The organism is Micromonospora sp. CNZ303 (genome assembly GCF_004345505.1).
In genome coordinates this window covers 542,962-567,889 of record NZ_SLVT01000001.1, presented here as the reverse complement: position 1 = coordinate 567,889, position 24,928 = coordinate 542,962, and the positions used below count along the sequence as shown (strand labels likewise).

Below are 24,928 nucleotides of genomic sequence, written 5' to 3'. Positions count from 1 at the left end.
CCTCGTCGCCCCACCCGAGTTCACCGCCTGCCACGACGAGTACGCGCCGTCCTTCGCGTACAACACCCCCGCCGAGTTCACGAACGCGAACCGGTCACCACTGACCGCGATGTCCCGCACCTGCCCGCCCCCGGCCAGCGTCAACCACTGCCCGTAGACACCCTCCTTGACATAGAAGTTGCCGCCCTGCACCCAACCGATCCGGTTACCGGACAGCACCACCCTCGTCGCCCCACCCGAGTTCACCGCCTGCCACGACGAGTACGCGCCGTCCTTCGCGTACAACACCCCCGCCGAGTTCACGAACGCGAACCGGTCGGGAGCGGCCCCGGCCGGCGTCAGGTCCGGGAACGGAAGGTTGATCGGCGCGCCCTTGGTCACCGTGGCGCCGCAGGCGTACGCCGGGGCGATGTTGTAAACCGCGCCGTTGCGGCGGATCTCGAAGTGCAGGTGCGGGCCGGTCGAGTTGCCGGTGCTGCCGACGTACCCGAGCACCTGCCCCTGCCCGACCTGCTGCCCGGGCGCGACCGAGGCCGGCTGCACCATGTGCAGGTAGCGGGTCTGGTAGCCGCCGGCGTGCGAGAGCGTCACCGAGTTGCCCCCGCCGGAGGTCCAGCCGGCGAACGCGACCGTGCCCGGATAGGCGGCCCCGATCGCCATCCCGGCGTTCCCCGCGACGTCCACCCCGTAGTGGTCGCTGTCGGTGGTGCCGCACCTGTTCGACAACACCCCCGTGACCCGCCCGCCCACCGGCTGGATCATGGCCCCGGTCTGCGCGGCCGCCGGCTGCGCCGGCACGACCGCAAGTCCGCACAGGACCGCCGCGGCCACCGTCAGCGCCCGCAGCCGCCTACCCGCTGTCTCCTTGCCCACGCCATGCCTCGCGATCTCATCGGCATCGATACAACTGCGGAGACAAGATAGACGAGGCGGTCGCCGACGTCCTCCCCGCGCCCGTGCCGCGACGGCGGGGACGTTCGGGCCGGAGCCGTCAGGTGTTGACCGGGCGGCGGGCGATCAGGCGCACGTGGGTGACGGGCCAGTCCAGCGGCTCACCGGCCGGGGTGCTCAGGGCGGCCACCGGGGCGAGGCGGTTGGTGACGATCCAGTCGTTGCGGGACGTCGCGCTCGCGGGGTCGATCTCGAACCCGACGTCGGCGAGCAGCGACTTCCAGTCGGCGTACTCCAGGCCGCAGAACTGTTCCTGCGTCTCCGACAGCCAGTTGTCGGTGTAGTCCTTGCGGGTGAGGAAGTCCATCGCCGCGCCGAGGGTCAGCTCGACCACGCCGTCCGCCCCGCCCACCGGGCGGTACGCGAACGGGAACCGGTAGTCGACCGCGAACTGGTCCAGCCGGGCCCGGGTCGACAGCGCGTCGACGTACGCCGTCACCTCACCGGGCGGCAACGCCGCCAGGTCGGCACGCGGCGCTGACGGGTTCACGCCGTCCGTCGTGGCCAGGCGCAGGTGCACCGTCCGGTCCCGGCCGTCCGGCCCGCACACGTCGCTGTTGATCCACACCCCGCCGGGCACGGTGTGGTCGTAGAGGGCCTGCACGAACCGGCGCAGCGAGGCCATCCGCTCGCCGTACGACCAGATCTCGTGGGTCAGCGCGAAGGTCATCGTGGTGTCCACCGAGCGCGGCGCGAACACCGCCCCGCCGAGCACGTTGCGCCGGTAGAAGAAGACGTTCGGGTTGGCGAAGACGCCCTGCGCCTTCTTGTGGACGCACTCCTCGAACAGGTGCCGGGCCACCTCGACGCCGATCAGGTCGCTCTCCCGCAGGGCCGGCTCCCGGTCGGCCAGTTCCAGGACGGCGCCCGCGCCGCAGCCGACGTCGACGATCCGCCCCGGTCGCACGTGCTCGCGCACCGCGTCCCACTTGCGCTGCGCGGCGTCGCTGAACGCCTCGGCGTACGTCCGGTAGTCGCGGGTGGTGGTCAGTCCGCCCTCGTCGCCGACCACCGGGTCGTTCACGACCGAGCGGACCAGGTCGTCGAGCCGGTAGCGGCGGTACACGTCGACGGTGGCCGGGTGGGTGAGGTCCCGCCACGACGGGTCGTCGTCGGCCAGCCGCAGCAGGACGTCCCACGGCCGGACCGGTGTCGGCTCGACGTCGGCCTCCACCCCGGCGATCCGGAAACCGAGCCGTTCGTACATCGCGACGACCTCCGGCGTCGAGCAGGCGACCACCGTGTCCGCCGGGGTCAGCTCCAACCCGGTGGACGCCGCGACGGTCTTCAGGGTGACCTCGGCGAACCTGTCGGTCGGTACGGTGTCGAACACCGGCACCACCACCGACCGGAGCCCGGCGAGCACGCTGAACCGTTCGATCGCCGCCTCCCGCCGGTGGTACGGGACCGGGTTGCGCCGGGTGTTCTCGTGATTGGCCGAGGTGACGGCCCACACCACGGTCGCGCCGCCCGCGTCCTCGCTCCCGGTCGCGCCGCCCGCGTCCTGGCTCCCGGTCACGCCGTCACCGTCGGCGAGGGGGCCGTCGCCCTGCGCCGCGAGCTGGCGGAGGTACCCGGCCTGGAAGCGGGTCAACAGGTGGTGGCGGCCGGGAAAGAGCAGGTAGCGGGGCATGGCACGTTCCTAGCCGATGCCCCGCGCGCGGCGCGCGGCAGGGTGGGTGGCATCGACCCGGCCGCGGGCCGGGAGCCCCCGGGCGGAGAACGGGGACCGCCGTCGGAGCGACCCGCCGCTACTGTGGAGACATCAGCAGTCAACGATCTGGGCGCAGCCCGTCCGGAGCCGGCTCCGCGTCGCGCAGCCCGGACTGGGCCGCGGTGGGCGCGATCGCCGGTGTGGTGGCCACCGTGCTCACCCTGCTCACGTACGTGCTGCCACGGGAGCCCTCCGTGCCGCCGCCGGCCCCGGGAGCCGGAGCGGGGCCGGACCCGACCACGCCCGCCCAGGCCAGGCCCGACCGGACCCCGCCGGACCAGACGACCACGCCCACGGCGGACGCCACGAAGGAGCACCCCGTCACCAGGACGCCACGGCCGCCCGCCCCGGGTCGGCTGCCGTCGTTGGCGCCGCTGCAACCCGCTGGCTGTGAAGAGGCGCTCGCCGTCGTCGACCGGTTCTACCGGACCGCGGGTTCGACCAGGCAGAGCCGGCAGGCCGCCGCCACGACCGCGTACCAGGGCATGATGGGCGCGAGCCTCCAGGCCGAGGGCGGCGTCCACCAGGCCACGGTGGCACTGTCGCAGGACTTCTCCGAGCTGCGCTTCATCCTGTCGGGCATGGTCGCGAGCGACTACGAGGTGGTGCAGGCCAGGACGGACCGCGACGCCCAGCACCTCCGGGACGTGTGTGACGCCGGCTGACGGCACCGCCACGCGACACCGGGCGGTCGCCCGGGCCGGCAACCACCCGACGTGACCGGGCCCGTGCCGGCGTCCGGGCGGGCCACGGCGGTACGGTCGCCGGCATGGGTGACGCGGAGCGACCGGTCGACTGGGCCGAGGGTGAGTGGTGGAACGAGCCGGTGCGGGTCGAGAACGGGCCGCCGGGCGAGTTGCTCGTGCAGCCGGCCGAGGGCAGCGACCTGTGGCGGCACACCTCGTACGGCTTCGTCCACGACGACGCCCCGGCGCTGCTCGCGCCGCTGCCCGCCGGCGAGGCGATGGAGGTGGCCTTCGTGCTCGACTACGGCGAGCAGTTCGACCAGGCCGGCGTGCTGGTGCGGGTGGACGACCGGAACTGGATCAAGGCCGGGGTGGAGGTCAGCGACGGCGAGCCGCAGGTGGGCGCCGTGGTGACCCGGGACGTCTCCGACTGGTCGGTCGCCCCCGTGCCGAGGTGGGCCGGGCGGGAGGTGACCGTCCGGGTCAGCCGCGACGGGGACGCGCTCACCGTACGGGCCCGCGCCGACGACGAGCCGTGGCGGCTGGTCCGGCTCGCACCGCTGGCCCCCGACGCGGTGGCGACGGCCGGGCCGTACTGCTGCTCCCCCACCCGGGCGGGCCTGCGGGTCCGGTTCACCGGCTGGCGGCGCGGACTGGCCGACGCGGCGCTGCACCCGGAGGGATGAGCCCAGGGTGGCCCGACTCACGGGCAGGTGTGGCGGCCGGGCCGCAGGGTAGATGTCTCTGATCGGACCCGGCCGAAAGGATCGCGATGGCACTCGCCGAGAACGTCGACCCGACCGAACTCGGCGGCCTGACCGGATGGGTGGCGGGGGTGATCGACGCCGCCGGCGCCGTCGGCGTCGCCCTGCTGGTCGCCCTGGAGAGCATCATCCCGCCGATCCCGAGCGAGATCGTGCTGGCGATGGCCGGCTACCTGGCCAGCGAGGGACGGTTCAACGTCGTCCTGGTGGGGCTCGCCGCCACCGCCGGCTCCCTGGGCGGGGCACTCGTCCTCTACTGGCTGGGCGCGGCTGCCGGCGAGGACCGGCTCAAGCGCTGGCTCGACCGGTTGCCCCTGGTCGACCTGGACGACCTGGAGAAGGCCGACCGCTGGTTCGAGCGACACGGCCGGTGGGCGGTCCTCTTCGGCCGGATGATGCCGGTGGTCCGCAGCCTGATCTCCATCCCCGCCGGAGCCAACCGGATGCCGCTGCCGGAGTTCATCGTGTTCACCACGCTGGGCAGCGGCATCTGGAACGCACTCTTCGTCGGCCTGGGCTACGCGCTCGGCTCCCGCTGGCAGCAGATCGAGCAGTACAGCAAGTGGTTCGACTACGGCATCATCGCCGTCTTCGTCGTGATGATCGCCTGGTGGGTGATCAAGAAGACCCGCCGCCGCCGCACCCACGCCGACGCCACCCCCTGACTCCCCCTGACTCCCGCGCCCCGCCGCGCCCCGCCCCGCCGCGCCCCGCCCCGCCCCGCCCCGCCGATCATGCAGTTGTGGTGCCAGAGATGACCACATACGCGGCTTTTGTGGACCACCACAACTGCATGATCGACCTGTTGGGCCGTTGACGCGGGGCGGGCAGGGAAGGGCCAGGGCAGGAGGGACGGGGGCGGGAGAGGCAGGAGCGGCGGGGCGGGGGTGGGAGCGGCGGGGTCAGGAGGGGCAGGAAAGGGGCAGGGGCGGAAGGGTCAGGGGAGGGTGTCCAGGTGGGGGGCCACCGTGCGGGCGAAGGTGTTGCCGTTGCTCACGTCCCAGTTGACCGACCAGGTCATCGCGCCGCGGATGCCCGGGTAGGTGCGCGGCGGGCGGAAGCTGCCGCAGTTGGTGCCCCGGGCCAGGCAGTCCAGCGCCGCGTTGACCACGCTGGGCGCGACGATGCCGCCACCGGCCGCCCCGGGACCGGCCGGCAGGCCGAGGCCGACCTGGTCCGGGCGGAGCCCGGCCTCCAGCTGGATGCAGGTCAGCGCGACGATGAAGTTCACCGTCCCCTGGGCGTACGCGGCGTTGCGGTCGCAGCCCAGCATCGCCCCCGAGTTGTAGAACTGGGTGTTGACGACGGTGAGGATGTCCTTAATGTCGAGCGCCAGCTTGAAGTAGCTGCTGGCCGGGGATTGCATGTCGATGGTCTGCGGGGCCATCGCGATGATCAGTCCGGCGCCCACCTTGGCTCGCAGTGAGCGCAGCGCCTGGGCCATGTAGGTCGGGTTGAGCCCGTTCTCCAGGTCGATGTCGACGCCGTCGAAGCCGTACCGCTTGATCAGCGCGTGGACGCTGTCGCTGAACGCGGCGGCGGAGGCGGCGTCGTTGACCGCCACCCGGCCGGTCTCGCCGCCGACGGAGATGATCACCTTCTTGCCCCGGGACTGGAGGGTCCGCACGTCGGCGGAGAAGTCGGCGTCGGTGTAGCCGCCGAGGGCGGTGGACAGACCGGGGTCGATCGCGAAGGCGACCGCGCCGGGGGTGGCGGTGGCATCGGCGAAGGCGACCGCGACGACGTCGTACTCGGCCGGCACGTCACGCAGCCGCAGCTCGACGGCCGGGTTGTCGAAGTTGTGCCAGTACCCGGTGAGGATGTGCTTCGGCAGGCCGGTGTTCGGCGGCGGGCTCGTCGGGGGCGGCGTGGTCGGAGGCGGGGTGGTCGGGGGTGCGGTCGTCGGCGGCGCGGTGGTGGGCGGCGCGGTGGTAGGGCTGGTGCCGCCGCCGCACGCCGTGCCGTTGAGCTGGCAGTTGGCGGGCGAGCCCGGCCCGGCACCGAGGAAGCCGAACGAGACCGAGGCGCCAGGGGCGAGGCGACCGTTCCAGGACCGGTTGGTGAAGGTGTGCCGCTGGCCCGACGAGGTCAGCAGCGCGTCCCAGTAGCTGCCGAGAGTGGTGCCGGCCGGCAGGTCGAAGGCGACGGTCCAGCCGTCGACCGTGGACCCGCCGCCGTTCGTGATCGTGTACTTCCCCTCCCAGCCCGATCCCCAGTCGGACGTCTTGACGAAGCTGGCAGTCACCCCGGCGGCGAACGCGGGCATCGCCACCCACACCGCGCCGAGCGCCGCCACCACGGCTGTGACCAGCGAGAACACCAGAGTTCTAGGTCTTTTCACGACACCCTCCACACCCGGACGCCATCCATCGGCATCGACATTGACGCCCATTATTAGGAGTGTTAACTGTTTCTGTCCAGAGCAGGCCGACGGGAGCCCCCGGCGACGGCCGGGGGCTCCACGGGACTCAGCGGGCTCAGCGGGCTCAGCCAGCCCCAGCGGGCCGAGCAGGCTCAGCGGCGGAAGGTGAACCAGTTGACGTTGACGAAGTCGGCGGGCTGCCCGCTGCTGAAGGTCAGGTAGACCGTCCGGCGGCCGGTCGGGCCGGCGACGTTGCCGGGAACCGAGCGCCAGCTCTGCCAGCCACCGGTGTTCCCGATCGCGAAGCTGCCGATCGTCGGGCCGGTCGGGCTGTCCAGCCGGACCTCCACCAGGCCGCTGACCCCGCCCGCCGCGCCGGAGGCGACGCGGGCGACGAAGTCGCGTGGCGGGGTGGCCCCGAACTCGACGTTGTCGAACCGCACCCAGTCGCCGTTGCGCAGCGCGCCGATGTTCTGCCCGCCCTCGGCGCACGCCTCGACGAGCACCCCGTTCTGCGCGTTGAACGACTCCGCCTGGATCGTCGCGTACGCGTCGCGCACCCCACCGGGCGGCGGCGTCGTCGGCGGCGGCGGGGTCGTGGGCGGGGGCGTGGTGCCGCCACCCCGGCTGTACACCGCCACGTAGTCGACAAGCATGGGACGGCCGGGGACGGTGGCGGCGGTCGGCGTGGCGCCACCGGCCACCCCGTTCGGGAAGGCCCCGCCCATCGCCACGTTGAGCAGCAGGAAGTAGCCGGCGTGGCTGGTCATCTGCGACCAGTACGGCTCGCCGACCCGGGACTGGCTGACCGAGTGGTAGAGCTGGCCGTCGACGTACCAGCGCAGCTGCTGCGGGCTGGCCGAGGCGTCCCACTCGAACCGGTAGGTGTGGAAGGCCGACTGGCAGGTGCTGCCGGGGCAGGCCCGGGACGCGCCGATGCCGTTGAACTCGTCGCACGGCCCGCCGGGGGCCACGCCGCAGTGCAGTACGCCCCAGACCGAGTTGAGGCCGTTGACGTTCTCCATCACGTCGAACTCGCCGATGCCCGGCCAGTTCTGGTAGTTGCCCCGGTACGGCGAGCCGAGCGCCCAGAACGCCGGCCAGTAGCCGGACGCCTGGGCCCCGGTGACGTTGGGCATCTGGATGCGGCCCTCGATGGCCAGCACGCCGCCGGACGGCGGCTTGAAGTTGCTGCGCACGGTCTCGATCCGGGCCGAGGTCCAGCGGCCCGAGCCGTCGCGCAGCGGGGTGATCCGCAGGTTGCCGCCGCCGTCGTGACTGACGTTGGCGGTGCTGTTGGTGTACGTCTGGATCTCCCCGGTGCCCCAGTTCGGCGGGCCGCCGGGATAGCTGGTGCCGGTGTCGATGATCCAGTTGCCGGCGGACGGCAGTGTGCCGGCCGCACCGGTGAAGTCGTCGCTCCACACCAGGCTCCAGCCGGGCGCGGGCGCCGGGACGGCGGCGTTCGCGGTCACGGTCGTGCCGACCAGTGCGGTCGCGGCGGCGGTGAGAAGGGTCAACGCCAGGGTCAGCCGGCGTCGCGGGGGCAGGGCGGCGGGCGCCGCCGGGGCAGGTGTCATGGACGTGCCTCTCTGCGGGAACGGGCGAGAGAGCGCTCTCTCAGGAGTTGTACGTGGCGGCTCCGCAGATGTCAACGCCCATCGATGCGAGCCGGCTCGGGCCGCGGGCGGCGCAGCACCGCCTGCTCCGCCGCCGACCAGGCGGTGGTGGTGACCAGGTAGATCACCGCGGCCAGCGGCAGCACCAGCGCCACCAGCACCGTCGTGTACGGCAGCAGCGGCAGCAGCCGGCCGAGCACCGCCGCGCCGGGCCCCTCGGTCGGCGTACCGGCCACCGTTCCCGTCGCCGCCGCCGCGCGCCGCATCCGCCGCGACGTCCACCAGGCGAGCACGAGCAGGGCCGCCAGCAGGGCGCCGAACAGCGGCAGCGCGCCGCCGACCAGCCCGTCGCCGAGGTGGTGGCCCAGCGGCACACCGGCCAGGCGCTCGGCCAGCAGCCCGGTGCCGCCCTCGGCGGTGGTGAAGAGCCGGTACATCACCAGCAGGAACGGGGCCTGGAGCAGCAGCGGCAGGCAGCCGGCCACCGGGCTGGCGCCGTTGGCCCGGTAGAGCGCGAACAGTTCGCCCTGCAACCGGGTGGGGTCGTCCGCGTACCGCCGCTGAAGCTCGCGGACCTCGGGGGCGAGCGCCGCGCGGCGCCGCTCCCCGCGGACCTGCATGAGGGTGAGAGGCGAGATCAGCAACCGGACGACGACGGTGAGGGCGACGATGGCGGCGGCCGTGGCCGCGTCGCCGGCCAACGGTTCCAGCAGGGTGGTGAACCAGGTGAGCGCGCGGCCGGCGGCGCCGACGGCGTGGTGCAGAGGTGCGAAGGCGAGCATGGGTGACCCCTCGGTCCGATTCCGGGTGCCGGTCCGACGGGAAGGCGGGTCGCCGGACGGGCGGATGGCGGCGGAATCGGCCGCGCGGCGGTGCTACGCGGCCGAGGGGAGCGGCCCGGGCGCGCGGGGACGCGGACGCCCGGCGGCGTCGGGGTCGACCTGCCGCGGCACCCGGCGGCGGCGGGCCCGGGCGCGCAGGGCGGCGGCGCGGCCGGCCCGGGGCGTGTCGACGACACCGGCCGCGTGCGCCGCGAGCGCGACGGCGAGCAGCGCCACCGCGGCGAGCGCGGCCCCGGCGAGCAACCCGGCCGGGCGGTCGGCGAGCAGGGTCAGGTGGGCGAGGGCGTACGCCCACGTCCCCAGCACGATCCCCAGCAGCCCCGGCACGCCGACCAGCCTAGGACCCGCTGTCACGCCACCCGGCCCGTTCGCGCAAAGAGCCCTCCGCACCTGCTCTGACCTGCGGTTATACGACAGGTCCGGGGTGGACGGAGGCGTGGCGGAAGTGGTACGACTTGGGGTGCGTCGACAGCCGACGACGTCGTGTCGTCCTTTTCGGTCGCCGGTGTGCCTCCGCGTCGTCGGGCATTCCGCGCCGGCCCGGGCGGTGGGAGCGGGTCCTCCCGGCACACCGTCGGCACCGGGCGCCCGCCCCGGCCGACGGGCCGCCTCGACGAGGTGACGGGCCATTCTGAGGAGCTGCCGTGCCCTACAACCGAATCCGCTCCAGGCACCAGCCCTTCGAGATCGCCATCATGGCGACCGCCCCCGTGTGCGGGGTCCTCCTGATCGTCCTCGACGTCCGGCCGCAGTCGGTGGAGATGGCCATGCCGGGGCCCATCCAGGCGGGATGGGAGTCGGGCCTCATCGTGGCCGGCGTCGCCGGGCTGCTGGGCGTGCTCTGGCCGGGCCGGCTCTCCACCGGCCTCGGGATCGAACTCGCCTCGGTGCTCGTGCTGGGCACGATCACCGGCATGTACGCCGTCGCCCTGGCGGTGGTCGCCGGCGCGCAGGGGGTCGCGGCGATGTCGTTCGTCGTCGCGGTGGCCGTCGGCTCCGGATGGCGCGCCGTCCAGATCGCGCTCGACCTGCGCCGGTTGACCCTGGCCGGCCAGGCCACCCAGTTGGCCGGGGTGGACATCGGCGGCACCTTCTCCGCCAGGGGTGGGCTATGAACACCTCGGCGCCGGCCGCCCCGCACTGGGTACAGGTCCTGCTCTCGGTCCTCGGCGTGCTCGGGGGGACCGGCGGCCTCGCCGTCATCGCCACCGTCATCGTGCAGCGGGGCAAGTTCAAGGCGGACGCCGCCGACACCCTCACCGACGCCGCCCTCACGCTGGTGCAGCCGCTGCGCACCCGGGTCGCCGAGCTGGAGGAGGCCGCGCTGCTCTCCCGGGCGCAGCTCGACTCGGCCCGCGAGCAGGAACGGCAGCTGCGGGCGACGGTCTGGGACCTGCGCCGGACCCTGGACCGGTGGCGGGAGGCCATCCTGGCCCCGGACGCCACGCTGCGCCGCATCCGCGCCCTGGTGCGCGACGGCGAGGACCGCGGGCCACGATGACCCGCGGGTGGCGCGCGGCGTGATCCCCTCGCCCGCGCGCGGCGGGCGACACGCCGGGCCCGCGTTTCTCCGCCTCCGCACGGTGGGTAACCACTGACCGACCCCGCGCGGACGGACCGCTGCCGGGCGTGAACGGACGGTGGTGACGATGACCGGCCAGGTGGCGGAGGCTCCGAGCGGTACGGCCGAGGGGACCGACCTGCTCACGGTGGGTGTCGAGGAGGAGTTCCTGCTCGTGGACCCGCACACCGGGGCTGCGGTGCCCGCTGTCGACCTCGTCATGGAGCAGGTGCCGCCCGAGCTGCGCGGCCAGGTGGAGCGGGAGTTCCAGACCAGCCAGATCGAGATCGGCAGCCCGCCCGGCCTGGAACTCTCCTCGATCCGGCACTCCCTCGGCGTGCTGCGGGCCGCGCTCGCCGACGCGGCCGAGCGGGCCGGCGTACGGCTGCTCGCCATCGGCACCGGTCCGGTCGACGGTCCGGTGCCCCCGGTGGTCGACAAGCCCCGCTTCGACCGGATGATCGAGCGGTTCCGCCTGCTGGTCCCCGGCCCCGGCAACAACGGCATGCACGTGCACGTCGGGGTGCCCGACCCGGAGACCGGCGCGCAGGTGCTCAACCACGTCCGGCCCTGGCTGCCGGTGCTGCAAGCGGTCACCACCAACTCCCCCTTCGCCAGGGGCGAGGACACCGGGTACGCGAGCTGGCGGTCGGTGGAGTGGGAGCGCTGGCCGTCGGTGGCGCCCACCCCGTACCTGGAGTCCCACGAGCACTACGAACGGCTGATCCGGCAGCTCATCGCCAGCGGCGTGATGCTCGACGAGGGGATGCTCTACTGGTACGCCCGCCTGTCGGCCAAGTACCCGACGGTGGAGATCCGCATCGGCGACGTCTGCCCGTCGGTGGACGACGCGGTGCTCGTCGCCGCGCTGGTCCGGGCCATGGTGGCGACCGCGAGGGACGACATCGCCGCCGGGCGGCCGGCCCTGCGTACCGACCACCACCTGCTGGTCGCCGCGCACTGGCGGGCGGCCCACGACGGGTTGGAGGGGGACGGCGTCGACCTGACCGACGGCGAGCTGCGGCCGGCCTGGGAGCTGTTCGACCAGCTGATCGAGCGGCTGCGCCCGGCGCTGGCACGGCACGGCGACCTCGACGAGGTGACCGGGCTCGTCGCGGGGCTGCGCCGGCACGGCACCGGGGCGGCCCGGCAGCGCGCCGTCTTCGCGCGTACCGGCAGGCTCGTGGACGTGGTGGAGGACGTCGCGCGGCAGACCCGTGGCGCGGGCCGCTCGTGACAGGATGGTGAACGTGGCGCAACGGCTGATCGTCATCGGTGGGGACGCCGCGGGAATGGCGGCGGCGTCGCAGGCGCGACGCCGGCGGGACCGCGGCGACCTGGAGATCGTCGCCTTCGAGCGGGGGCACTTCACGTCGTACTCGGCGTGCGGCATCCCGTACTGGATCAGCGGGCTGGTGCCCGAACGGGACCAGTTGATCGCCCGCGACCCGGAGACGTTCCGGGAGAAGTTCGACATCGACGTCCGGCTCCGGCACGAGGTGACCGCCATCGACCTCGACCGGCGCGAGGTCACCGCCCGGGACCTCGACGGCGGCGGCGAGGTCCGGGAGCGTTTCGACACCCTGATGTACGCCACCGGGGCGGTGCCCAAGAAGCCCGGCTGGGCGGACACCGACGCCGGCGGGGTCTTCGGGATGCAGACCCTCGACGACGGCGCCGCGCTGCGCGACTGGCTGGACGCCGAGTCCCGGCCGCGCCGGGCGGTGGTGATCGGCGGCGGCTACATCGGCGTGGAGATGGCCGAGGCGCTGATCCAGCGCGGGCTCGCCGTCACCCTGGTCGAGCAGGCCGAGCAGCCGATGGCCACCGTGGACCCGGACATGGCCGAGCTGGTGACGGACGCGATGCGGGGCATCGGCGTCACCATCCGTACCGGCCTCGGGGTGACCGGCCTGGAGGAGACCGACGGCCGGGTGTCCGCGGTGGTCACCGCCGAGGGGCCCATCCCCGCCGACGTGGTCGTCCTCGGCCTGGGCGTACGCCCCAACACCGCGCTCGCGGAGGCGGCCGGGCTGCCCCTGGGCGTCACCGGCGGAATCCGGGTCGACCGTCGGATGCGGGTGCAGGGGGTGCCGGACGTGTGGGCCGCCGGCGACTGCGTGGAGACCGTGCACCGGGTCACCGGGCTGCCCGTGCACGTGCCGCTGGGCACCCACGCCAACAAGCAGGGCCGGGTCGCCGGCATCAACATCGGCGGCGGGTACGCCACCTTCGCCGGGGTGATCGGCACCGCCGTCACCAAGGTCTGCGAGCTGGAGGTCGGGCGCACCGGGCTGCGCGAGAAGGACGCCGCGGCGGCGGGGTTCGAGTTCGTCTCGGTGATCGCCGAGTCGACCAACCGCGCCGGCTACTACCCGGGCGCCCGGCCGATGACGGTGAAGCTGATCGCGGAGAAGCCCAGCGGGCGGTTGCTCGGGGCGCAGATCGTGGGCTGGTCCGAGGCGGCCAAGCGGATCGACACCCTCGCGGTGGCGCTGTGGAACGGCATGACGGTGGACGACATGACCGCGCTCGACCTGGGCTACGCCCCGCCGTACGCCCCGGTCTGGGACCCGGTGCTGATCGCCGCTCGCAAGGCCGTCGACGCCCTGGCCGCCGTCGGCCGCTGAGCGTCAGGTGTGAGTAAGGGCCCCTTCCTATCGCGTACGCGACGGGAAGGGGCCCTTCCTTGCGTGCGGCTGTCGGGGGTGGGGGTTAGCGTGTGCCCGCTCGCGCCCCACCGGTCACGTCGGGCCGGTCGCTGACCCCCTCGGAGGCACCCCCATGTCGCAGGAGACGACCTATCTCGAACTGTCCGAAGCGGATGGTGCGCACAAGTTCTACGAGGTCGTCGTCGACGACGCCGCGCTGACCGTCCGCTACGGCCGGATCGGCGACCAGGGCCAGGTCAAGACCACGGCCTACGCCGACAACGCCAAGGCCCGCGCGGCGGCGGCGAAGAAGATCGGCGAGAAGGTCCGCAAGGGGTACGCCCCGGCCGTGCGCGGCGTGCGGCAGAAGCGCGCCGTCTCCCGGCGGCAGATCGTCAGCACCCGCTCGACCGCCCGCACCGCCCCGGTGCTGTGGCGTTACGACTCCGGCGCCCCCGCCTTCGGCATCTTCGTCGACGGGCAGAGCTGCATGGTCGGCAACGAGCGCGGGGTCATCACCACGCTCGGCCACGACGCCCGGGTGCTCGACCAGGTCCGCCTCCCCGACGGGGTGAAGTGCATCGTCGCCGACGACGCCTGGATCTACGCGGGCTGCGACGACGGCAACGTCTACGACCTGTCCGGCAAGGTGCCCCGGGTGGCCTACGAGATCGCGCCGGAGATCGACATCTACTGGCTGGACATCCACGACGGGGTGCTGGGCGTCTCCGACGCGGGCGGTGGCATCGTCGCCGTCGACCACGAGGACGAGTTCCTCTGGCGCCGGCAGGGTCGCGGCCGGTCGGCGTGGATGGTGCGCTGCGACGCCGACGCGCTCTACCATGGCCACTCCCAGGGGGTGACCAGCTACGACTGGCGGACGGGCCAGGAGCGGTGGCACACCCGTACCGGATCGGTGCTCTTCGGTTGGCAGGAGCGCGACGCGGTCTTCGCGGGCACCGGCACCCGGGAGGTGGTGCGGCTGGCCAAGGACGGCCGCGCCGAGCGCACCTACCGCTGCGACGCCCCGGTCTTCTCCTGCGCCACGGCCGAGGGCGGCCGGTTCGTCTTCGCCGGCGACAGCCAGTCCTCGATCTACTGCTTCGACGCGGCCGGCAACCGGCTGTGGAAGCTCGGCACCGGCTGCGGCTCGGCCTACTCGATGCAGTACCACGAAGATCGGCTCTACGTCGTCACCACCAGCGGCCACCTGGCCTGCATCGACGCCAGCGAGCCGGCGATCCGGGCGGCGGAGGCCGGCAGCGTGCCGGAGGTGGTCGACGTCAAGGCGCCGCCCCGGATGCCGGAGCCGGCGGCCTGGACGACGGTCGAGGTGACCAGCGACGTCGACGGCGGCGTGGTCGTGCAGTGCGTCGAGGACCGGGGCCGGCTGCGGGTGCACGTGGTCTCCCCCGGCTACCACCGGGACTGGTCCGTGCAGTTCCCGAAGGGCATTCGCGAGCCGGGCGCGCGCTACCTGGTCACCCAGGTCCGCGAGTCCGGCCGGGGCGGCTTCTACCGCGCCCACGGCGACATCCGCCGCCTCCGCTGACAGCTCCGGTCCGGGGGCGGTGCGGGACCGCCCCCGGACCGGTCGACGCGGGGCCAACGGCCCGTCAGCGGCAGGTCCAGCGCACCGCCCGACCCCTCTTGTTCACGTAGAGCTGCCCGCCGACCACACGCCCGTCATCGCTGAGGCTCCGCACCCAGCCCCCCGCACCGGTCTTACCGTCCAGCCCGGGCAGTGTCACCGACTTCGTGTCGGTGACCACGGCGGGAACCCCGGATGACAGCACGCCGGCACTCCAACCCCATGCGTTCGTGACTCGGATGGCCACGTCGGCCGACAGCACCTCCGACTGCCCGGTCCGCAGATCGATGCGCACCTTGTACATCGTCGAGGTGCCCGGCTCTCCCGGCTTCGTCTTCCGGCCGGCGCTCCCGGTCACCCAGCCCCCGGCCAGCGAGACGGGCAGGAACTGGAAGGCGGCCCCGCCAGGCACCCGGGGCAGCGGCAGCACCTCCGGCCGGGTCGCGCCTGGCCGCCACACGACGGCGCGCGGAGGCTGGTGCAGGTCTCCGTTGGTCATAGTGGCCAGGATGGTGCCGTCCTCGTCGATACCGACGGCCGTTCCCTCCCACTGCGGGCCGGGCAGCGGGAGGTCGACCGCCCGACTTTCGTACGAGTCCCAGGCCACCGGCCGCCACCTCGGCATGCCGCCGGGCCCGTTTCCGTCGGTCCGGTAGCCGACGATCCGGCCGGCGTCGTTGACCGCTCTCGCCGCCCCGGAGCTGATCCCCGGCAGCTGGCTGACCTGGCCGTCGCGTATCACCCATGGCTTCCGCCCGGCGTGCGGAACGAGGGCCGCGCCCACCGCCAGGCCGGCCCGGTTGACGTCGTTCAGCTGCGCATCGCTCACAGAATCCTCGAACCCGACCTCCCGGACCTGATCCCCGTCCCAGACCAGCAGGCGGTAGTGCTTCGGGCCCAGGCTCTGACGGCCGACCAGCCACCGGCCGTCCGGGTCACCGGCGGTGACCTCGGTCAGCGCAGCGCCGTCCGGCGCCGGCAGCAGCGCGGCCTCGCACTTCCCCTCCCACAGGCCGGGCAGCGACGGCTTCGGGGTGTGGGGCACGGGGCTGACGCTCACTCCCGCCGGCGCGGGTGCCGCTGCGTCGCCTCCGCGGAGGGCGACCGGCAGGGCGGCCGCCGCCAGCACGCCGAGCGCGGCTGCGCCGGCCACCGCCGCCCGACGGTTGCGCCGACGCCGGCGCGCCTCGCGGATCGCCCCCGGCAGGTCGATCCTGGGCGGCCCTGCGGGCTCGTCGTCGAGTCGACGCAGCAGGTTGGTGACACTCTCCTCATCCATCGTCATGATCTCCGCTCCCCTCCGGCCCGACCGGCCAGTTCCCGGCCGCCGAGTAGTCGTCGCATCGCCGCCAGCCCGTGTGAGGTCTGGCTCTTCACCGTGCCGGCCGCGCAGCCCAGCGTCCGGGCCACCTCCTCGACCGGCAGGTCGTGCACGAACCGCAGCACCAGCACGGCCCGCTGGCGGGGTGGCACCTTGGCCAGCGCCTCGCGCAGCACGGCCCGCTCCTCGGCACCCCGGTCCTCGGTGGATCTGATATCGGGCGGACCGCCGAACAGGTGCACCCGCCACCATCCACGCCGTCGGGTGTCCAGGAAGAGCCGGACCAGCACCATGCGGACGTAAGCGTCGAGCTGCTCGACCTCCCCGATTCGTGACCAGCGCCGGTAGAGCCGGGTCGCGGTCTCCTGTACCAGGTCGTCGGCCTGGTCGGCGTCGCCGCAGAGCGCGTACGCGAGCCGGCGCAGCGCCGGCAGGCGCGCGGTGACGTACTCGATGTATTCCTGGTCCGATGCGTCTGGCATCCGGCCACCTCCGTGGGATTCGCTGTTCCAGACGGCCCCGGAACGGAATCGGTTGTACGTGGCCTGCCGGCGTGTCCGAGGATGACCGGATGGCCGTGGACCTGGATATCCCCGAAGGGCTGCGCTGGACCGAGGAGGTCGAGGCGGGCCGGGCCTGGCGGGCGGTGCTGCCGGCCCGGCTGGCCGCGTGCGTCGAACGCTGGCAACTGCGGGTGGGACGCCCCTACCCGTACGCCTTCGTGTCGCTGGCCCTGCCGGCCGAGCTGCCCGACGGCACGCCGGCGGTGCTGAAGCTCCAGTACCCGGACCCCGACAGCGTCCACGAGGCGACGGCGCTCGACCACCTGGCCGGCGTGGGGGCGATCCGGCTGCTCGCGCACGACCCGCAGCGGCGGGCGTTGCTGGTCGAGCGGTGCGTACCCGGCACGCCGCTGCACGAGTTGCCCGCCGACGCGGCGCTGGACGCAGCGGTGGAGTTGCTGCCCCGGGTCTGGCGTCCGGCCGGTGCGCCGTTCACCCCGCTCGCCGAGGAGGCAGCCGGCTGGGCGGAACGGTTGCCGGCCAACTGGGAGCGGGCCGGCCGGCCCTACGAGCGGCGGCTGATCGACACGGCGCTCGGGCTGCTGGCCGAGCTGGCCGACAGCCAGGGCGAGCAGGTGCTGGTCAACCAGGACCTGCACGCCGGCAACGTGCTGCGGGCGACCCGGGAGCCATGGCTGGTCATCGACCCGAAGCCGCTGACCGGCGAGCGCGAGTTCGGGGTGGTGCCGCTGGTGCGGGGCGCGGAGCTGGGGCACTCGCCGGACGCCGTCCGGCACCGGCTGGACCGGCTCAGCGCGGAGCTGGGGTTGGACCGGGAGCGGGTGTGGGGCTGGACGTTCGGGCAGACGCTGGCCTGGAGCATCGGCGAGGGGAAGGTCTTCCCCAACCAGGTCGAGGTGGTCCGCTGGCTGCTCGACGGGGCCTGAACCTGAACGAGCCCGGCGATGCCGGTCCCTGCCATCCTCGGTCGGACCCCCGGCCATGGCGCGGCCACGGTCATACGCTCCTGTCGAGCTGCCCGCACGGACGGGGCAGCTCGACAGAGGCGCCGGAGGGATGGCGTCAAAGGCGGAGCGGTCAGCTCCGCTGGCAGGTGGGGCACCAGTAGAGGTTGCGGCCGGCCAGTTCGCCCCGGCTGACCGGCGTGGTGCAGACGTGGCAGGGGTCGCCGGGGCGGCGGTAGACGTACACCTCGCCGCCGTGCCGGTCGACGCGGGCGGGCCGGCCCATCGCCTCGGGCAGGTGCGCGTCGCGGACGGTGTCGATGCGGCCTCGTCCGACGGCGAGCCGCATCAGCGCCACCAGGTCGGCCCAGAGCGCGTCCCAGCCTGCACGGGTCAGCCGCCGGCCGGGCAGCGTCGGCGGCAGCCCGGCCCGGAACAGCGCCTCGGTGACGAAGATCAGCCCGGTGCCGGCCACCACCGACTGGTCGAGCAGCAGCGCGGCCAGCGGCGTGGGGCTGCGGGAGATCCGGGCGTACGCCCGCTCGGGGTCCGCGTCGGCGCGCAGCGGGTCGGGGCCGAGCCGGGCCCGCAGCGCCGCCACCTCGGGCGGGGTGAGTAGCTCGCAGGCGGTGGGGCCGCGCAGGTCGAGCCAGTGCCGGTCGCTGGTCAGCCGCAGCCGCACCTGGCCGACCGGCTCCGGTGGCTCCCCGGCGCCGTCGGCGAACTTCCCGTAGAGCCCGAGGTGCACGTGCAGGGTCAGCTCGCCCGCGTGGTGGTGCAGCAGGTGCTTGCCGTACGCCTCGGTGGCCTCCAGGACGGTGCCGGATAGGCGGGCCGCGCCCTCGGCGAAGCGGCCCTGCGGGCTGGCGGCGTGCAGCTTGTCCCCGGCGAACAGCTCAGCGTGCCGCGCCGCCAGGCGGTGGATGGTGTGTCCCTCTGGCACGGGTGCCAAGGATACGTGCGGCTCGCGGGCCGCCGACCGAGGCGTGCTGCGGGTGCTCGCGCCCCGCCCGGTCGGCCGGCGGGGCCGGACGGGAGCGCGAAGGAATTCATTGACTTCTATTACGAAGGAATATTGACTGTCTTCACGGGTGTCGGGACAGGTCGGGGCAATCCGTGACATCGTCGCGCCCGTTCTCGGCTGGTTCGTGCCGAAGGCCCGTCGTCACGTCCGCCGCGCGAGAGGATGACACGCCGATGCCCATCACCCCCGCCCCCGCACCGCCGGGCTCCCGCCGACGGCCCTGGCGCCGACTCGCGTCCGCCGGCCTGCTCGCGCTCGTCACCGCCGTGGCCGCCGCCACGGTCACGCTGACGGCGCCGGCGTCCGCCGCCAACGAGCCCGTGAACGTCTGGCTGACCACCACCACGGACCCGGGTGGCCGCCAGGTGAGCCGGGGCCTCCAGCAGCAGGCCCCGATCGCCTTCGCCGCCTCCAGCGGCGGCGCGACGCACACCGTCACCGTCAACGAGAACACCCGCTACCAGCAGTTCGAGGGCGGCGGCGCGTCCATCACGGACACCACGGCGTACCTCTTCCGGGGCGGGCCGATCAGCGCGGCCACCCGCGACACCGTCATGCGCAAGCTCTTTTCCCCGACCGACGGCATCGGGCTCTCCTTCGTCCGCAACCCGATCGGCGCCTCGGACCTCTCCCGCCCCGGCAACGTCTCCCTCGACGACACCTGCTGCGACCTCAACGACTTCTACGCCAACGGCTACGACACCAACGTCCGGCTGCTCACCGCCCAGGCCCGGTCGCTCAACCCGGTGCTGCGGGTGAAGGGGGTGCCGTGGAGCGCCCCCGGCTGGATGAAGGACAACGGCCGGATGGACCAGATGGGCTGGCTCAAGTGGGAGTACTACCCGATGTACGCCCAGTACCTGGTGAAGTACGTGCAGACCTACCAGGCCGCCGGCATTGCGGTGAACTACCTGTCGGTGCAGAACGAGCCGAACTGCTGCCAGGCCGCCAACCCGACCGCGATGAACTACCCGGGCATGAGCTGGAACGGGCCGGGACTGGTGGAGTTCACCAAGAACCACCTCTATCCCGCGCTGCGCGCCGCCGGCCTGAGCACCAAGGTGCTCGTGCACGACTGGAACTACGGCGACCACCCCAACTTCGGCGCGGTGCTGCTGGCCGACGCGGGCATCCGCAACGAACCGCTCTTCGGCGGCATCGCCTGGCACGGCTACTTCGGTGACCCGGCCGTGGGCACCCAGGTGCGCAACCAGTACCCGTCGGTGCGCCAGTTCAGCACCGAGCACTCGGGCGGCACCTGGATCGGCAACCAGCACAACGAGGACCTGGCGGACATCGTCACCTACGCCCGCAACCACAGCAGCAGCCTGGTCAAGTGGAGCATCGCGCTCAACCAGAACATGGGCCCGCACAACGGCGGCTGCGACGTCTGCACCGGCCTGGTCACCGTGCAGGAGGGCGGCCCCCGCGCAGGCCAGGTCGACTACACCGTCGAGTACTACACCACCGGACACCTGACGAAGTTCGTCAAGCCCGGCGCGTACCGGATCGACTCGACCGCCAACGGCACGGTGCAGAACGTGGCGTACGTGAACCCCGACGGTTCCAAGGCGCTCATCGCGCACAACGGCGGCACCGGCGCCCAGTCGGTCAAGGTCGTCTGGGGCGGGCAGTCCTTCACGTACTCCCTGCCGGCCCGGACCACGGCCACCTTCACCTGGTCGGGCAGCCAGTCCGGCGGCGGCCGGACCGGCCCGGTCGTCGGCTTGGCCGGCAAGTGCCTCGACGTCGCGGGGGCCAACAGCGCCGACGGCACCGCAGTCCAGCTGTACGACTGCAACGGCAGCGCCGCACAGCAGTGGACGCTCGGCGGCGACGGCACCGTACGGGCGCTGGGCAAGTGCCTGGACGTCCGGGACAACGCCACCGCCGACGGCACCCGGACCCAGTTGTGGACCTGCACCGGCGCGGCGAACCAGCGGTGGACCGCGACGGCGGCCCGCGACATGGTCAGCGCCAGCGCGAACAAGTGCCTGGACGTGGTGGACAACAGCTCGGCCAACGCGACGCCGACCCAGATCTGGACGTGCACCGGCGGCGCGAACCAGAAGTGGACGGTGCCCGCCTGACACGCCTCGCCCCGGCGGGGGCCGCCCGGCTGCCGGGCGGCCCCCCGTTTCGGTCGACCCGCTGCCGGGAAGAGGTCGGGACAGGCCGACACAGGGAGGCACCACGATGGATCACCGCACCCCCCGGCGCCCCGCCACCAGACTGCGGCGATCCACCGCCCTCGGTGTGTCGTTGCTCGGTGCCATCGGCCTCGGCGGTGGCTGCACCGCCCCGGCCGACGATCAGGGTCAGAGCACGGCACCCACCCCTTCGGCGACCGTGTCGACGCCCACCACCACGGCTCCGCCGCCCTCGCCCAGCGGGAAGGCGCCGGTGACCATTCCCACCTCGGCCTTCCTCGAACTGCCGCCGGAGCATCGGAAGTCGCCCCGGACGACGACGCCCGTCGCGAACGCCCTACCCAAGCTGTGCGGCGAGGAGTTCGGCACCGGCGGTCGGGCGGTGACCGCGAGCGCCTCGATGCTGAACATCTACAAGCAGATCGAGGACCCGCCCGAGAACGTGCCGTACGGCACGGTCACGCAGACCATCTTCACCTTCGAGGGCGAGGGCGCCTCGGACTACCTGCGGCGGCTGCGCGGCTCGCTCGACTCGTGCCAGTCCTTCCGCCGGTCGGGGGCCACCGTCGAGGTCCGGACCCGCCCGCTGCCCGGCCTCGGCGACGAGGCCCTGCTCGTGACCCAGACCTGGCCGCAGACGGACCTCCAGGGCAACCGCACCGGCGGCGACGCAGTCAGCCAGATCGCCGTGATCCGTGTCGACGACGTCACGACGGTGCTCCACGACCAGGGCTGGGAGGGCACCAGCGGCAGCCCGGACCTCATGGACGACTTCGCCCGCACCGCCGTCCGCGCCCTCGACACGTGGCAGCGGTAGGACGCCGCGCCCGGCTGCACGAGTGGACCGGAACGTCCTCCGCACCGACCCGGCCCACCGCCGCACGCGCCCGGGTGTCGCGGAACGACCGCCTGGGTATTGCAGAGGCGTACCGCGTGGGCGGCAGTCGTTGCATCGGCCACCACGCATTCACGAGGAGGTGTGTGTGGTGAAGATTCCCTCGCTGTCCCGCAGGTCGGAAGAGGCGCCGACACGGGACGAGAACCTCGACGGCCGCGTCGACGGCCGTGACGCTCCCGCCGGCCGGGACGGCGCGCCGCGGGCCGACGTGGACGGCGGCAGCGGGCCCAGCCGTCCGGCGGTCACCGACCGCGACGGCGAGCAGACGACCTACCGCAGCAGCGCCGCGCCCGACGGCGCCGGGCGGGACGGCACCGCCGAGCGGCGGGCGGCCGAGCGGGCGGCCGTCGCCCGGGCGGCCACGGCCCGGCCCACCGACGACGACCACCGACGCGTACCCCGGAGCACCGAGCCCGACCCGGCCCTCGAACGGACCCTCGACGGTCGGACGACCGATCTGGACCGGAACGCGGCGCTGGGCGCCCGGACCGACCGGGACCGCGCGCTCGACGGGAACACCGTGGAGCGGCCCGTCGACCGCGACGGCGACGGCGTTCCCGACCGCGAGCCGGAGCGGGCGGTGGTCGCCGGCCCGAAGCCCCGGGCCAGCATCCTCGCCACGCTGGGGCTGATCGTCGGCGTGGCCGGGGCGCTCTTCGTGCTCACCGGCAGCCTCGCCGGGTACGGCATCGCCCTCGGCGCCCTCGGCGCGGTCCTCGCGGTGCTGGGCCTGATGGCCACCCGTCGCCGGCACATCGCCGGCAAGACCGACGCGCTGCTCGGCGTCGCGCTGGGCCTCGGCGCGGTGGTGCTCGGCGTGCTGGCGATGACCGGTCAGTTCGACTGGCCGACCACCGACGGGGACTGGGTGCAGCGGTTCCGGGAGTGGCTTGACTCACAGTTTGTGGACCGCTTCTAGCGGGCACTGTCCGGCTCGCCGGCGATGCGCCGGCAGCGCCGGTGGTTCACCGGCGACGCCCGACCAGCCTGGTGGTTCACCAGCCGGGCAACCCTTTTTCGGGGGCGGCGGTTCGCCGCCCCCGAAGTGTTTTCCGGGCCCGCCTTCCGGCCGGGCACACGGACGGGGCTCGATACGCAACGAACCATCGTCCAGCGCTCCCCAGACGCAACGTTCCGTCGGCCTGCGCAACTTCCAGCGGTGGATTCCACCATCGGCGGCGCATAACGTTGAGCAACGGCGCCAGCCCGTGGGCCGAAGGTGGCCGGGCGCGCCCGACCCCTGGGAGCAGGACAATGACGATGGACGCCACCAGCCAGCGCTTCCTGATGTGCCGGCCGACGTACTTCGCCGTCGACTACGCCATCAACCCGTGGATGGACCCGACCGCGCCGGTCGACGCCGACCTCGCCGTTCGGCAGTGGGAGCAGCTGCGCCAGATCTACCGGGACCTGGGCCACACCGTCGAGGAGATCGCTCCGGTGCCCGGCCTGCCCGACATGGTCTTCGCCGCCAACGGCGGCACGGTGATCGACGGCAAGGCGATGGCCGTGCAGTTCCGCGACCCGCAGCGCGCCGACGAGGCCCCGGCCTACCGCGCCTGGTTCGAGGCCGCCGGCTTCGAGATGCACGACCCGAAGCACGTCAACGAGGGCGAGGGCGACATCCTGCTGGCCGGCGACTTCCTGCTGGCCGGCACCGGCTTCCGCACCGCGCACGCCTCGCACGCGCAGCTCCAGGAGGTCTTCGGCTACCCCGTGGTGACCATGCAGCTGGTCGACCCGCGCTTCTACCACCTGGACACCGCGCTCACCGTGCTCGACGAACGGACGGTGGCGTACCTGCCGGAGGCGTTCTCGCCGGGCAGCCGGGCGGTGCTGCGCCGGCTCTTCCCCGACGCGGTGCACGCCACCCTCGCCGACGCCGAGGTCTTCGGGCTGAACGCGGTCAGCGACGGCCGGCACGTGGTGCTGCCGGAGCAGGCCACCGGCCTGGCCGCGAAGCTACGCGACCGGGGCTACGAGACGATCGGTGTCGACCTCTCCGAGCTGCGCAAGGCCGGCGGCGGACCGAAGTGCTGCACGTTGCGACTCCGTCAGGGAAAGGCGAGCCAGTGATCGACGACATGCTGCGGACGCCGGAGGCGATCCGCGACGCGGAGCGGTGGACCGCGCACAACTACCACCCGCTGCCGGTGGTCATCTCGTCGGCCGAGGGCTCCTGGCTGACCGACGTGGACGGCCGCCGCTACCTCGACTGCCTGGCCGGCTACTCGGCGCTGAACTTCGGCCACCGCCACCCGACGCTGATCGCCGCCGCGCACGCGCAGCTCGACCGGCTGACGCTCACCAGCCGGGCCTTCGTCCACGACCAGTTCGCCGACTTCTGCCGCGAGCTGGCCGAGCTGTGCCGCAAGGACCTCGTGCTGCCGATGAACACCGGCGCCGAGGCCGTGGAGACCGGCATCAAGGTCGCCCGCAAGTGGGGCTACCAGGTCAAGGGCGTCGCGCCGGGGCAGGCCAACATCGTGGTGGCGGAGGGGAACTTCCACGGCCGGACGACCACCATCGTCAGCTTCTCCACCGACGAGGACGCGCGGGCCGACTTCGGGCCGTACACCCCGGGGTTCACGGTCGTCCCCTACGGCGACCTGGCGGCGCTGACCGCCGCCATCGACGAGAACACCGTCGCGGTGCTGATCGAGCCGATCCAGGGCGAGCAGGGCGTCGTCGTGCCGCCGGAGGGCTACCTGCCGGGCGTACGCCGGGTCTGCACCGAGCAGAACGTGCTCTTCATCGCCGACGAGATCCAGTCCGGCCTCGGCCGGACCGGGGACACCTTCGCCTGCGACCACGAGGGCGTCACGCCCGACATGTACCTGCTGGGCAAGGCCCTCGGCGGGGGCATCGTGCCGGTCTCCGCGGTGGCCGCGAACGCCGACGTGCTCGGCGTGCTCAGGCCGGGCCAGCACGGCTCCACGTTCGGCGGCAACCCGCTGGCCTGCGCCGTCGCGACCGAGGTCGTCCGGCTACTGGCCACCGGCGAGTTCCAGCGCCGCTCGACCGAGCTGGGCGCCCGGCTGCACGCCGGCCTCCGGTCGCTGGTCGGCAGGGGCCTCGTCGCGGTGCGGGGCCGGGGCCTGTGGGCCGGCCTCGACATCGATCCGGCGCTGATGAGCGGCCGCGAGGCGTGCGAGCGGCTCGCCGAGCGCGGGGTGCTCGCCAAGGACACCCACGGCGCCACCATCCGGCTCGCCCCGCCGCTGGTGATCACCGAGGAGGAGATCGACCACGCGGTCGCCCAGCTCGCCGCGGTGCTGGCCGGCTGAGCCCCGTACGACACGGGCGGGCGTCGGGACCACGGTCCC

23 protein-coding genes are annotated in these 24,928 nt (G+C 73.5%); 14 read left to right on the top strand and 9 right to left on the bottom strand.

Annotated features, from left to right (window positions below; genetic code table 11):
- Together EV374_RS02755 and EV374_RS02750 are read right to left on the bottom strand one after the other, a co-directional pair.
- On the bottom strand, positions 1-873 hold an 873-nt coding region (locus EV374_RS02755; RefSeq protein ID WP_132231157.1), incomplete at its 3' end, for a M23 family metallopeptidase.
- A 118-nt stretch (positions 874-991) separates the two neighbouring features.
- Positions 992-2,584, bottom strand: coding sequence for a class I SAM-dependent methyltransferase (locus tag EV374_RS02750; protein WP_132231156.1), 1,593 nt, complete (start codon positions 2,582-2,584; stop codon positions 992-994).
- A gap of 203 nt (positions 2,585-2,787) precedes the next feature.
- Here EV374_RS02750 and EV374_RS02745 point away from each other — a divergent pair, with 203 nt between their 5' ends.
- The 3 genes from EV374_RS02745 (at position 2,788) to EV374_RS02735 (ending at position 4,780) form a co-directional block, all read left to right on the top strand.
- Positions 2,788-3,330 carry a hypothetical protein gene (locus EV374_RS02745; RefSeq protein WP_132231155.1) on the top strand — a complete coding sequence of 181 codons (543 nt, stop codon included), beginning with the start codon at positions 2,788-2,790 and terminating at the stop codon, positions 3,328-3,330.
- A gap of 104 nt (positions 3,331-3,434) precedes the next feature.
- Complete coding sequence (locus EV374_RS02740; RefSeq protein WP_132231154.1) at positions 3,435-4,037, top strand: DUF1349 domain-containing protein; 603 nt, start codon at positions 3,435-3,437, stop codon at positions 4,035-4,037.
- Between the two features lie 86 nt (positions 4,038-4,123).
- Complete coding sequence (locus tag EV374_RS02735; protein ID WP_132231153.1) at positions 4,124-4,780, top strand: DedA family protein; 657 nt, start codon at positions 4,124-4,126, stop codon at positions 4,778-4,780.
- A gap of 272 nt (positions 4,781-5,052) precedes the next feature.
- Here EV374_RS02735 and EV374_RS02725 read toward each other — a convergent pair whose 3' ends face one another.
- The 4 genes from EV374_RS02725 to EV374_RS02710 form a co-directional block, all read right to left on the bottom strand.
- A complete protein-coding gene (locus EV374_RS02725) occupies positions 5,053-6,456 on the bottom strand; it encodes a cellulose binding domain-containing protein (RefSeq protein ID WP_132231152.1) in 1,404 nt (467 codons plus the stop codon).
- Between the two features lie 173 nt (positions 6,457-6,629).
- Positions 6,630-8,057 (bottom strand): carbohydrate-binding protein, encoded by a 1,428-nt coding sequence (locus tag EV374_RS02720; RefSeq protein WP_132231151.1) that lies wholly within the window; start codon positions 8,055-8,057, stop codon positions 6,630-6,632.
- A 71-nt stretch (positions 8,058-8,128) separates the two neighbouring features.
- Complete coding sequence (locus tag EV374_RS02715; protein WP_132231150.1) at positions 8,129-8,878, bottom strand: membrane protein insertase YidC; 750 nt, start codon at positions 8,876-8,878, stop codon at positions 8,129-8,131.
- Between the two features lie 93 nt (positions 8,879-8,971).
- Complete coding sequence (locus EV374_RS02710) at positions 8,972-9,265, bottom strand: DUF6412 domain-containing protein (RefSeq protein WP_486485537.1); 294 nt, start codon at positions 9,263-9,265, stop codon at positions 8,972-8,974.
- Positions 9,266-9,582: 317 nt separating this feature from the next.
- On the opposite strand from EV374_RS02710, the gene EV374_RS02705 reads away from it, so the two are divergent.
- From EV374_RS02705 to EV374_RS02685, 5 genes are all read left to right on the top strand, one after another.
- Positions 9,583-10,053 (top strand): hypothetical protein, encoded by a 471-nt coding sequence (locus EV374_RS02705; protein ID WP_486485536.1) that lies wholly within the window; start codon positions 9,583-9,585, stop codon positions 10,051-10,053.
- A complete protein-coding gene (locus tag EV374_RS02700) occupies positions 10,050-10,439 on the top strand; it encodes a hypothetical protein (protein ID WP_132231149.1) in 390 nt (129 codons plus the stop codon). The genes EV374_RS02705 and EV374_RS02700 overlap by 4 nt, the downstream gene beginning before the upstream one ends.
- Positions 10,440-10,587: 148 nt before the next feature.
- A complete protein-coding gene (locus tag EV374_RS02695) occupies positions 10,588-11,736 on the top strand; it encodes a glutamate--cysteine ligase (RefSeq protein WP_207913818.1) in 1,149 nt (382 codons plus the stop codon).
- Positions 11,737-11,749: 13 nt separating this feature from the next.
- On the top strand, positions 11,750-13,129 hold the full coding sequence (locus EV374_RS02690) for an FAD-dependent oxidoreductase (protein ID WP_132231147.1): 1,380 nt from the start codon (positions 11,750-11,752) through the stop codon (positions 13,127-13,129).
- A 154-nt stretch (positions 13,130-13,283) separates the two neighbouring features.
- Complete coding sequence (locus EV374_RS02685; protein WP_132231146.1) at positions 13,284-14,702, top strand: WGR domain-containing protein; 1,419 nt, start codon at positions 13,284-13,286, stop codon at positions 14,700-14,702.
- A 64-nt stretch (positions 14,703-14,766) separates the two neighbouring features.
- Here the strand turns inward: EV374_RS02685 and EV374_RS02680 are convergent, their stop codons facing one another.
- On the bottom strand, positions 14,767-16,026 hold the full coding sequence (locus EV374_RS02680) for a hypothetical protein (RefSeq protein ID WP_132231145.1): 1,260 nt from the start codon (positions 16,024-16,026) through the stop codon (positions 14,767-14,769).
- Positions 16,023-16,544 (bottom strand): SigE family RNA polymerase sigma factor, encoded by a 522-nt coding sequence (locus tag EV374_RS02675; RefSeq protein WP_132231144.1) that lies wholly within the window; start codon positions 16,542-16,544, stop codon positions 16,023-16,025. Before EV374_RS02675 ends, EV374_RS02680 begins: the two co-directional genes overlap by 4 nt.
- Positions 16,545-16,615: 71 nt before the next feature.
- On the opposite strand from EV374_RS02675, the gene EV374_RS02670 reads away from it, so the two are divergent.
- Complete coding sequence (locus EV374_RS02670) at positions 16,616-17,512, top strand: aminoglycoside phosphotransferase family protein (RefSeq protein ID WP_486485535.1); 897 nt, start codon at positions 16,616-16,618, stop codon at positions 17,510-17,512.
- Positions 17,513-17,663: 151 nt separating this feature from the next.
- Here the strand turns inward: EV374_RS02670 and EV374_RS02665 are convergent, their stop codons facing one another.
- Positions 17,664-18,473, bottom strand: a complete 810-nt coding sequence (locus tag EV374_RS02665) for a DNA-formamidopyrimidine glycosylase family protein (RefSeq protein ID WP_132231143.1) — start codon at positions 18,471-18,473, stop codon at positions 17,664-17,666.
- A 254-nt stretch (positions 18,474-18,727) separates the two neighbouring features.
- On the opposite strand from EV374_RS02665, the gene EV374_RS02660 reads away from it, so the two are divergent.
- From EV374_RS02660 to rocD, 5 genes are all read left to right on the top strand, one after another.
- Complete coding sequence (locus EV374_RS02660; protein ID WP_132231142.1) at positions 18,728-20,644, top strand: ricin-type beta-trefoil lectin domain protein; 1,917 nt, start codon at positions 18,728-18,730, stop codon at positions 20,642-20,644.
- A 313-nt stretch (positions 20,645-20,957) separates the two neighbouring features.
- Entirely contained in the window at positions 20,958-21,521 is a 564-nt protein-coding gene (locus tag EV374_RS02655) for a hypothetical protein (protein ID WP_132231141.1), read from the top strand.
- 166 nt (positions 21,522-21,687) lie between these two features.
- Positions 21,688-22,521: a thrombospondin gene (locus EV374_RS02650; RefSeq protein ID WP_486485534.1), complete on the top strand. Its 834-nt coding sequence runs from the start codon at positions 21,688-21,690 to the stop codon at positions 22,519-22,521.
- A 341-nt stretch (positions 22,522-22,862) separates the two neighbouring features.
- Positions 22,863-23,678: a dimethylargininase gene (gene ddaH / locus EV374_RS02645; protein WP_207913845.1), complete on the top strand. Its 816-nt coding sequence runs from the start codon at positions 22,863-22,865 to the stop codon at positions 23,676-23,678.
- Positions 23,675-24,889: an ornithine--oxo-acid transaminase gene (gene rocD / locus EV374_RS02640; protein WP_192581461.1), complete on the top strand. Its 1,215-nt coding sequence runs from the start codon at positions 23,675-23,677 to the stop codon at positions 24,887-24,889. The genes ddaH and rocD overlap by 4 nt, the downstream gene beginning before the upstream one ends.
- Positions 24,890-24,928: the final 39 nt, after the last annotated feature.

What these genes read in the sequence shown, in the direction of transcription:
- EV374_RS02720 (WP_132231151.1), bottom strand. Translation starts at nt 8,057, where the DNA reads ATGACACCTGCCCCGGCGGCGCCCGCCGCCCTGCCCCCGCGACGCCGG.
- ddaH (WP_207913845.1), top strand. Translation starts at nt 22,863, where the DNA reads ATGGACGCCACCAGCCAGCGCTTCCTGATGTGCCGGCCGACGTACTTC.
- EV374_RS02695 (WP_207913818.1), top strand. Translation starts at nt 10,588, where the DNA reads ATGACCGGCCAGGTGGCGGAGGCTCCGAGCGGTACGGCCGAGGGGACC.
- EV374_RS02675 (WP_132231144.1), bottom strand. Translation starts at nt 16,544, where the DNA reads ATGCCAGACGCATCGGACCAGGAATACATCGAGTACGTCACCGCGCGC.
- EV374_RS02680 (WP_132231145.1), bottom strand. Translation starts at nt 16,026, where the DNA reads ATGACGATGGATGAGGAGAGTGTCACCAACCTGCTGCGTCGACTCGAC.
- EV374_RS02735 (WP_132231153.1), top strand. Translation starts at nt 4,124, where the DNA reads ATGGCACTCGCCGAGAACGTCGACCCGACCGAACTCGGCGGCCTGACC.
- EV374_RS02700 (WP_132231149.1), top strand. Translation starts at nt 10,050, where the DNA reads ATGAACACCTCGGCGCCGGCCGCCCCGCACTGGGTACAGGTCCTGCTC.
- EV374_RS02715 (WP_132231150.1), bottom strand. Translation starts at nt 8,878, where the DNA reads ATGCTCGCCTTCGCACCTCTGCACCACGCCGTCGGCGCCGCCGGCCGC.
- EV374_RS02740 (WP_132231154.1), top strand. Translation starts at nt 3,435, where the DNA reads ATGGGTGACGCGGAGCGACCGGTCGACTGGGCCGAGGGTGAGTGGTGG.
- EV374_RS02685 (WP_132231146.1), top strand. Translation starts at nt 13,284, where the DNA reads ATGTCGCAGGAGACGACCTATCTCGAACTGTCCGAAGCGGATGGTGCG.
- EV374_RS02660 (WP_132231142.1), top strand. Translation starts at nt 18,728, where the DNA reads ATGCCCATCACCCCCGCCCCCGCACCGCCGGGCTCCCGCCGACGGCCC.
- EV374_RS02750 (WP_132231156.1), bottom strand. Translation starts at nt 2,584, where the DNA reads ATGCCCCGCTACCTGCTCTTTCCCGGCCGCCACCACCTGTTGACCCGC.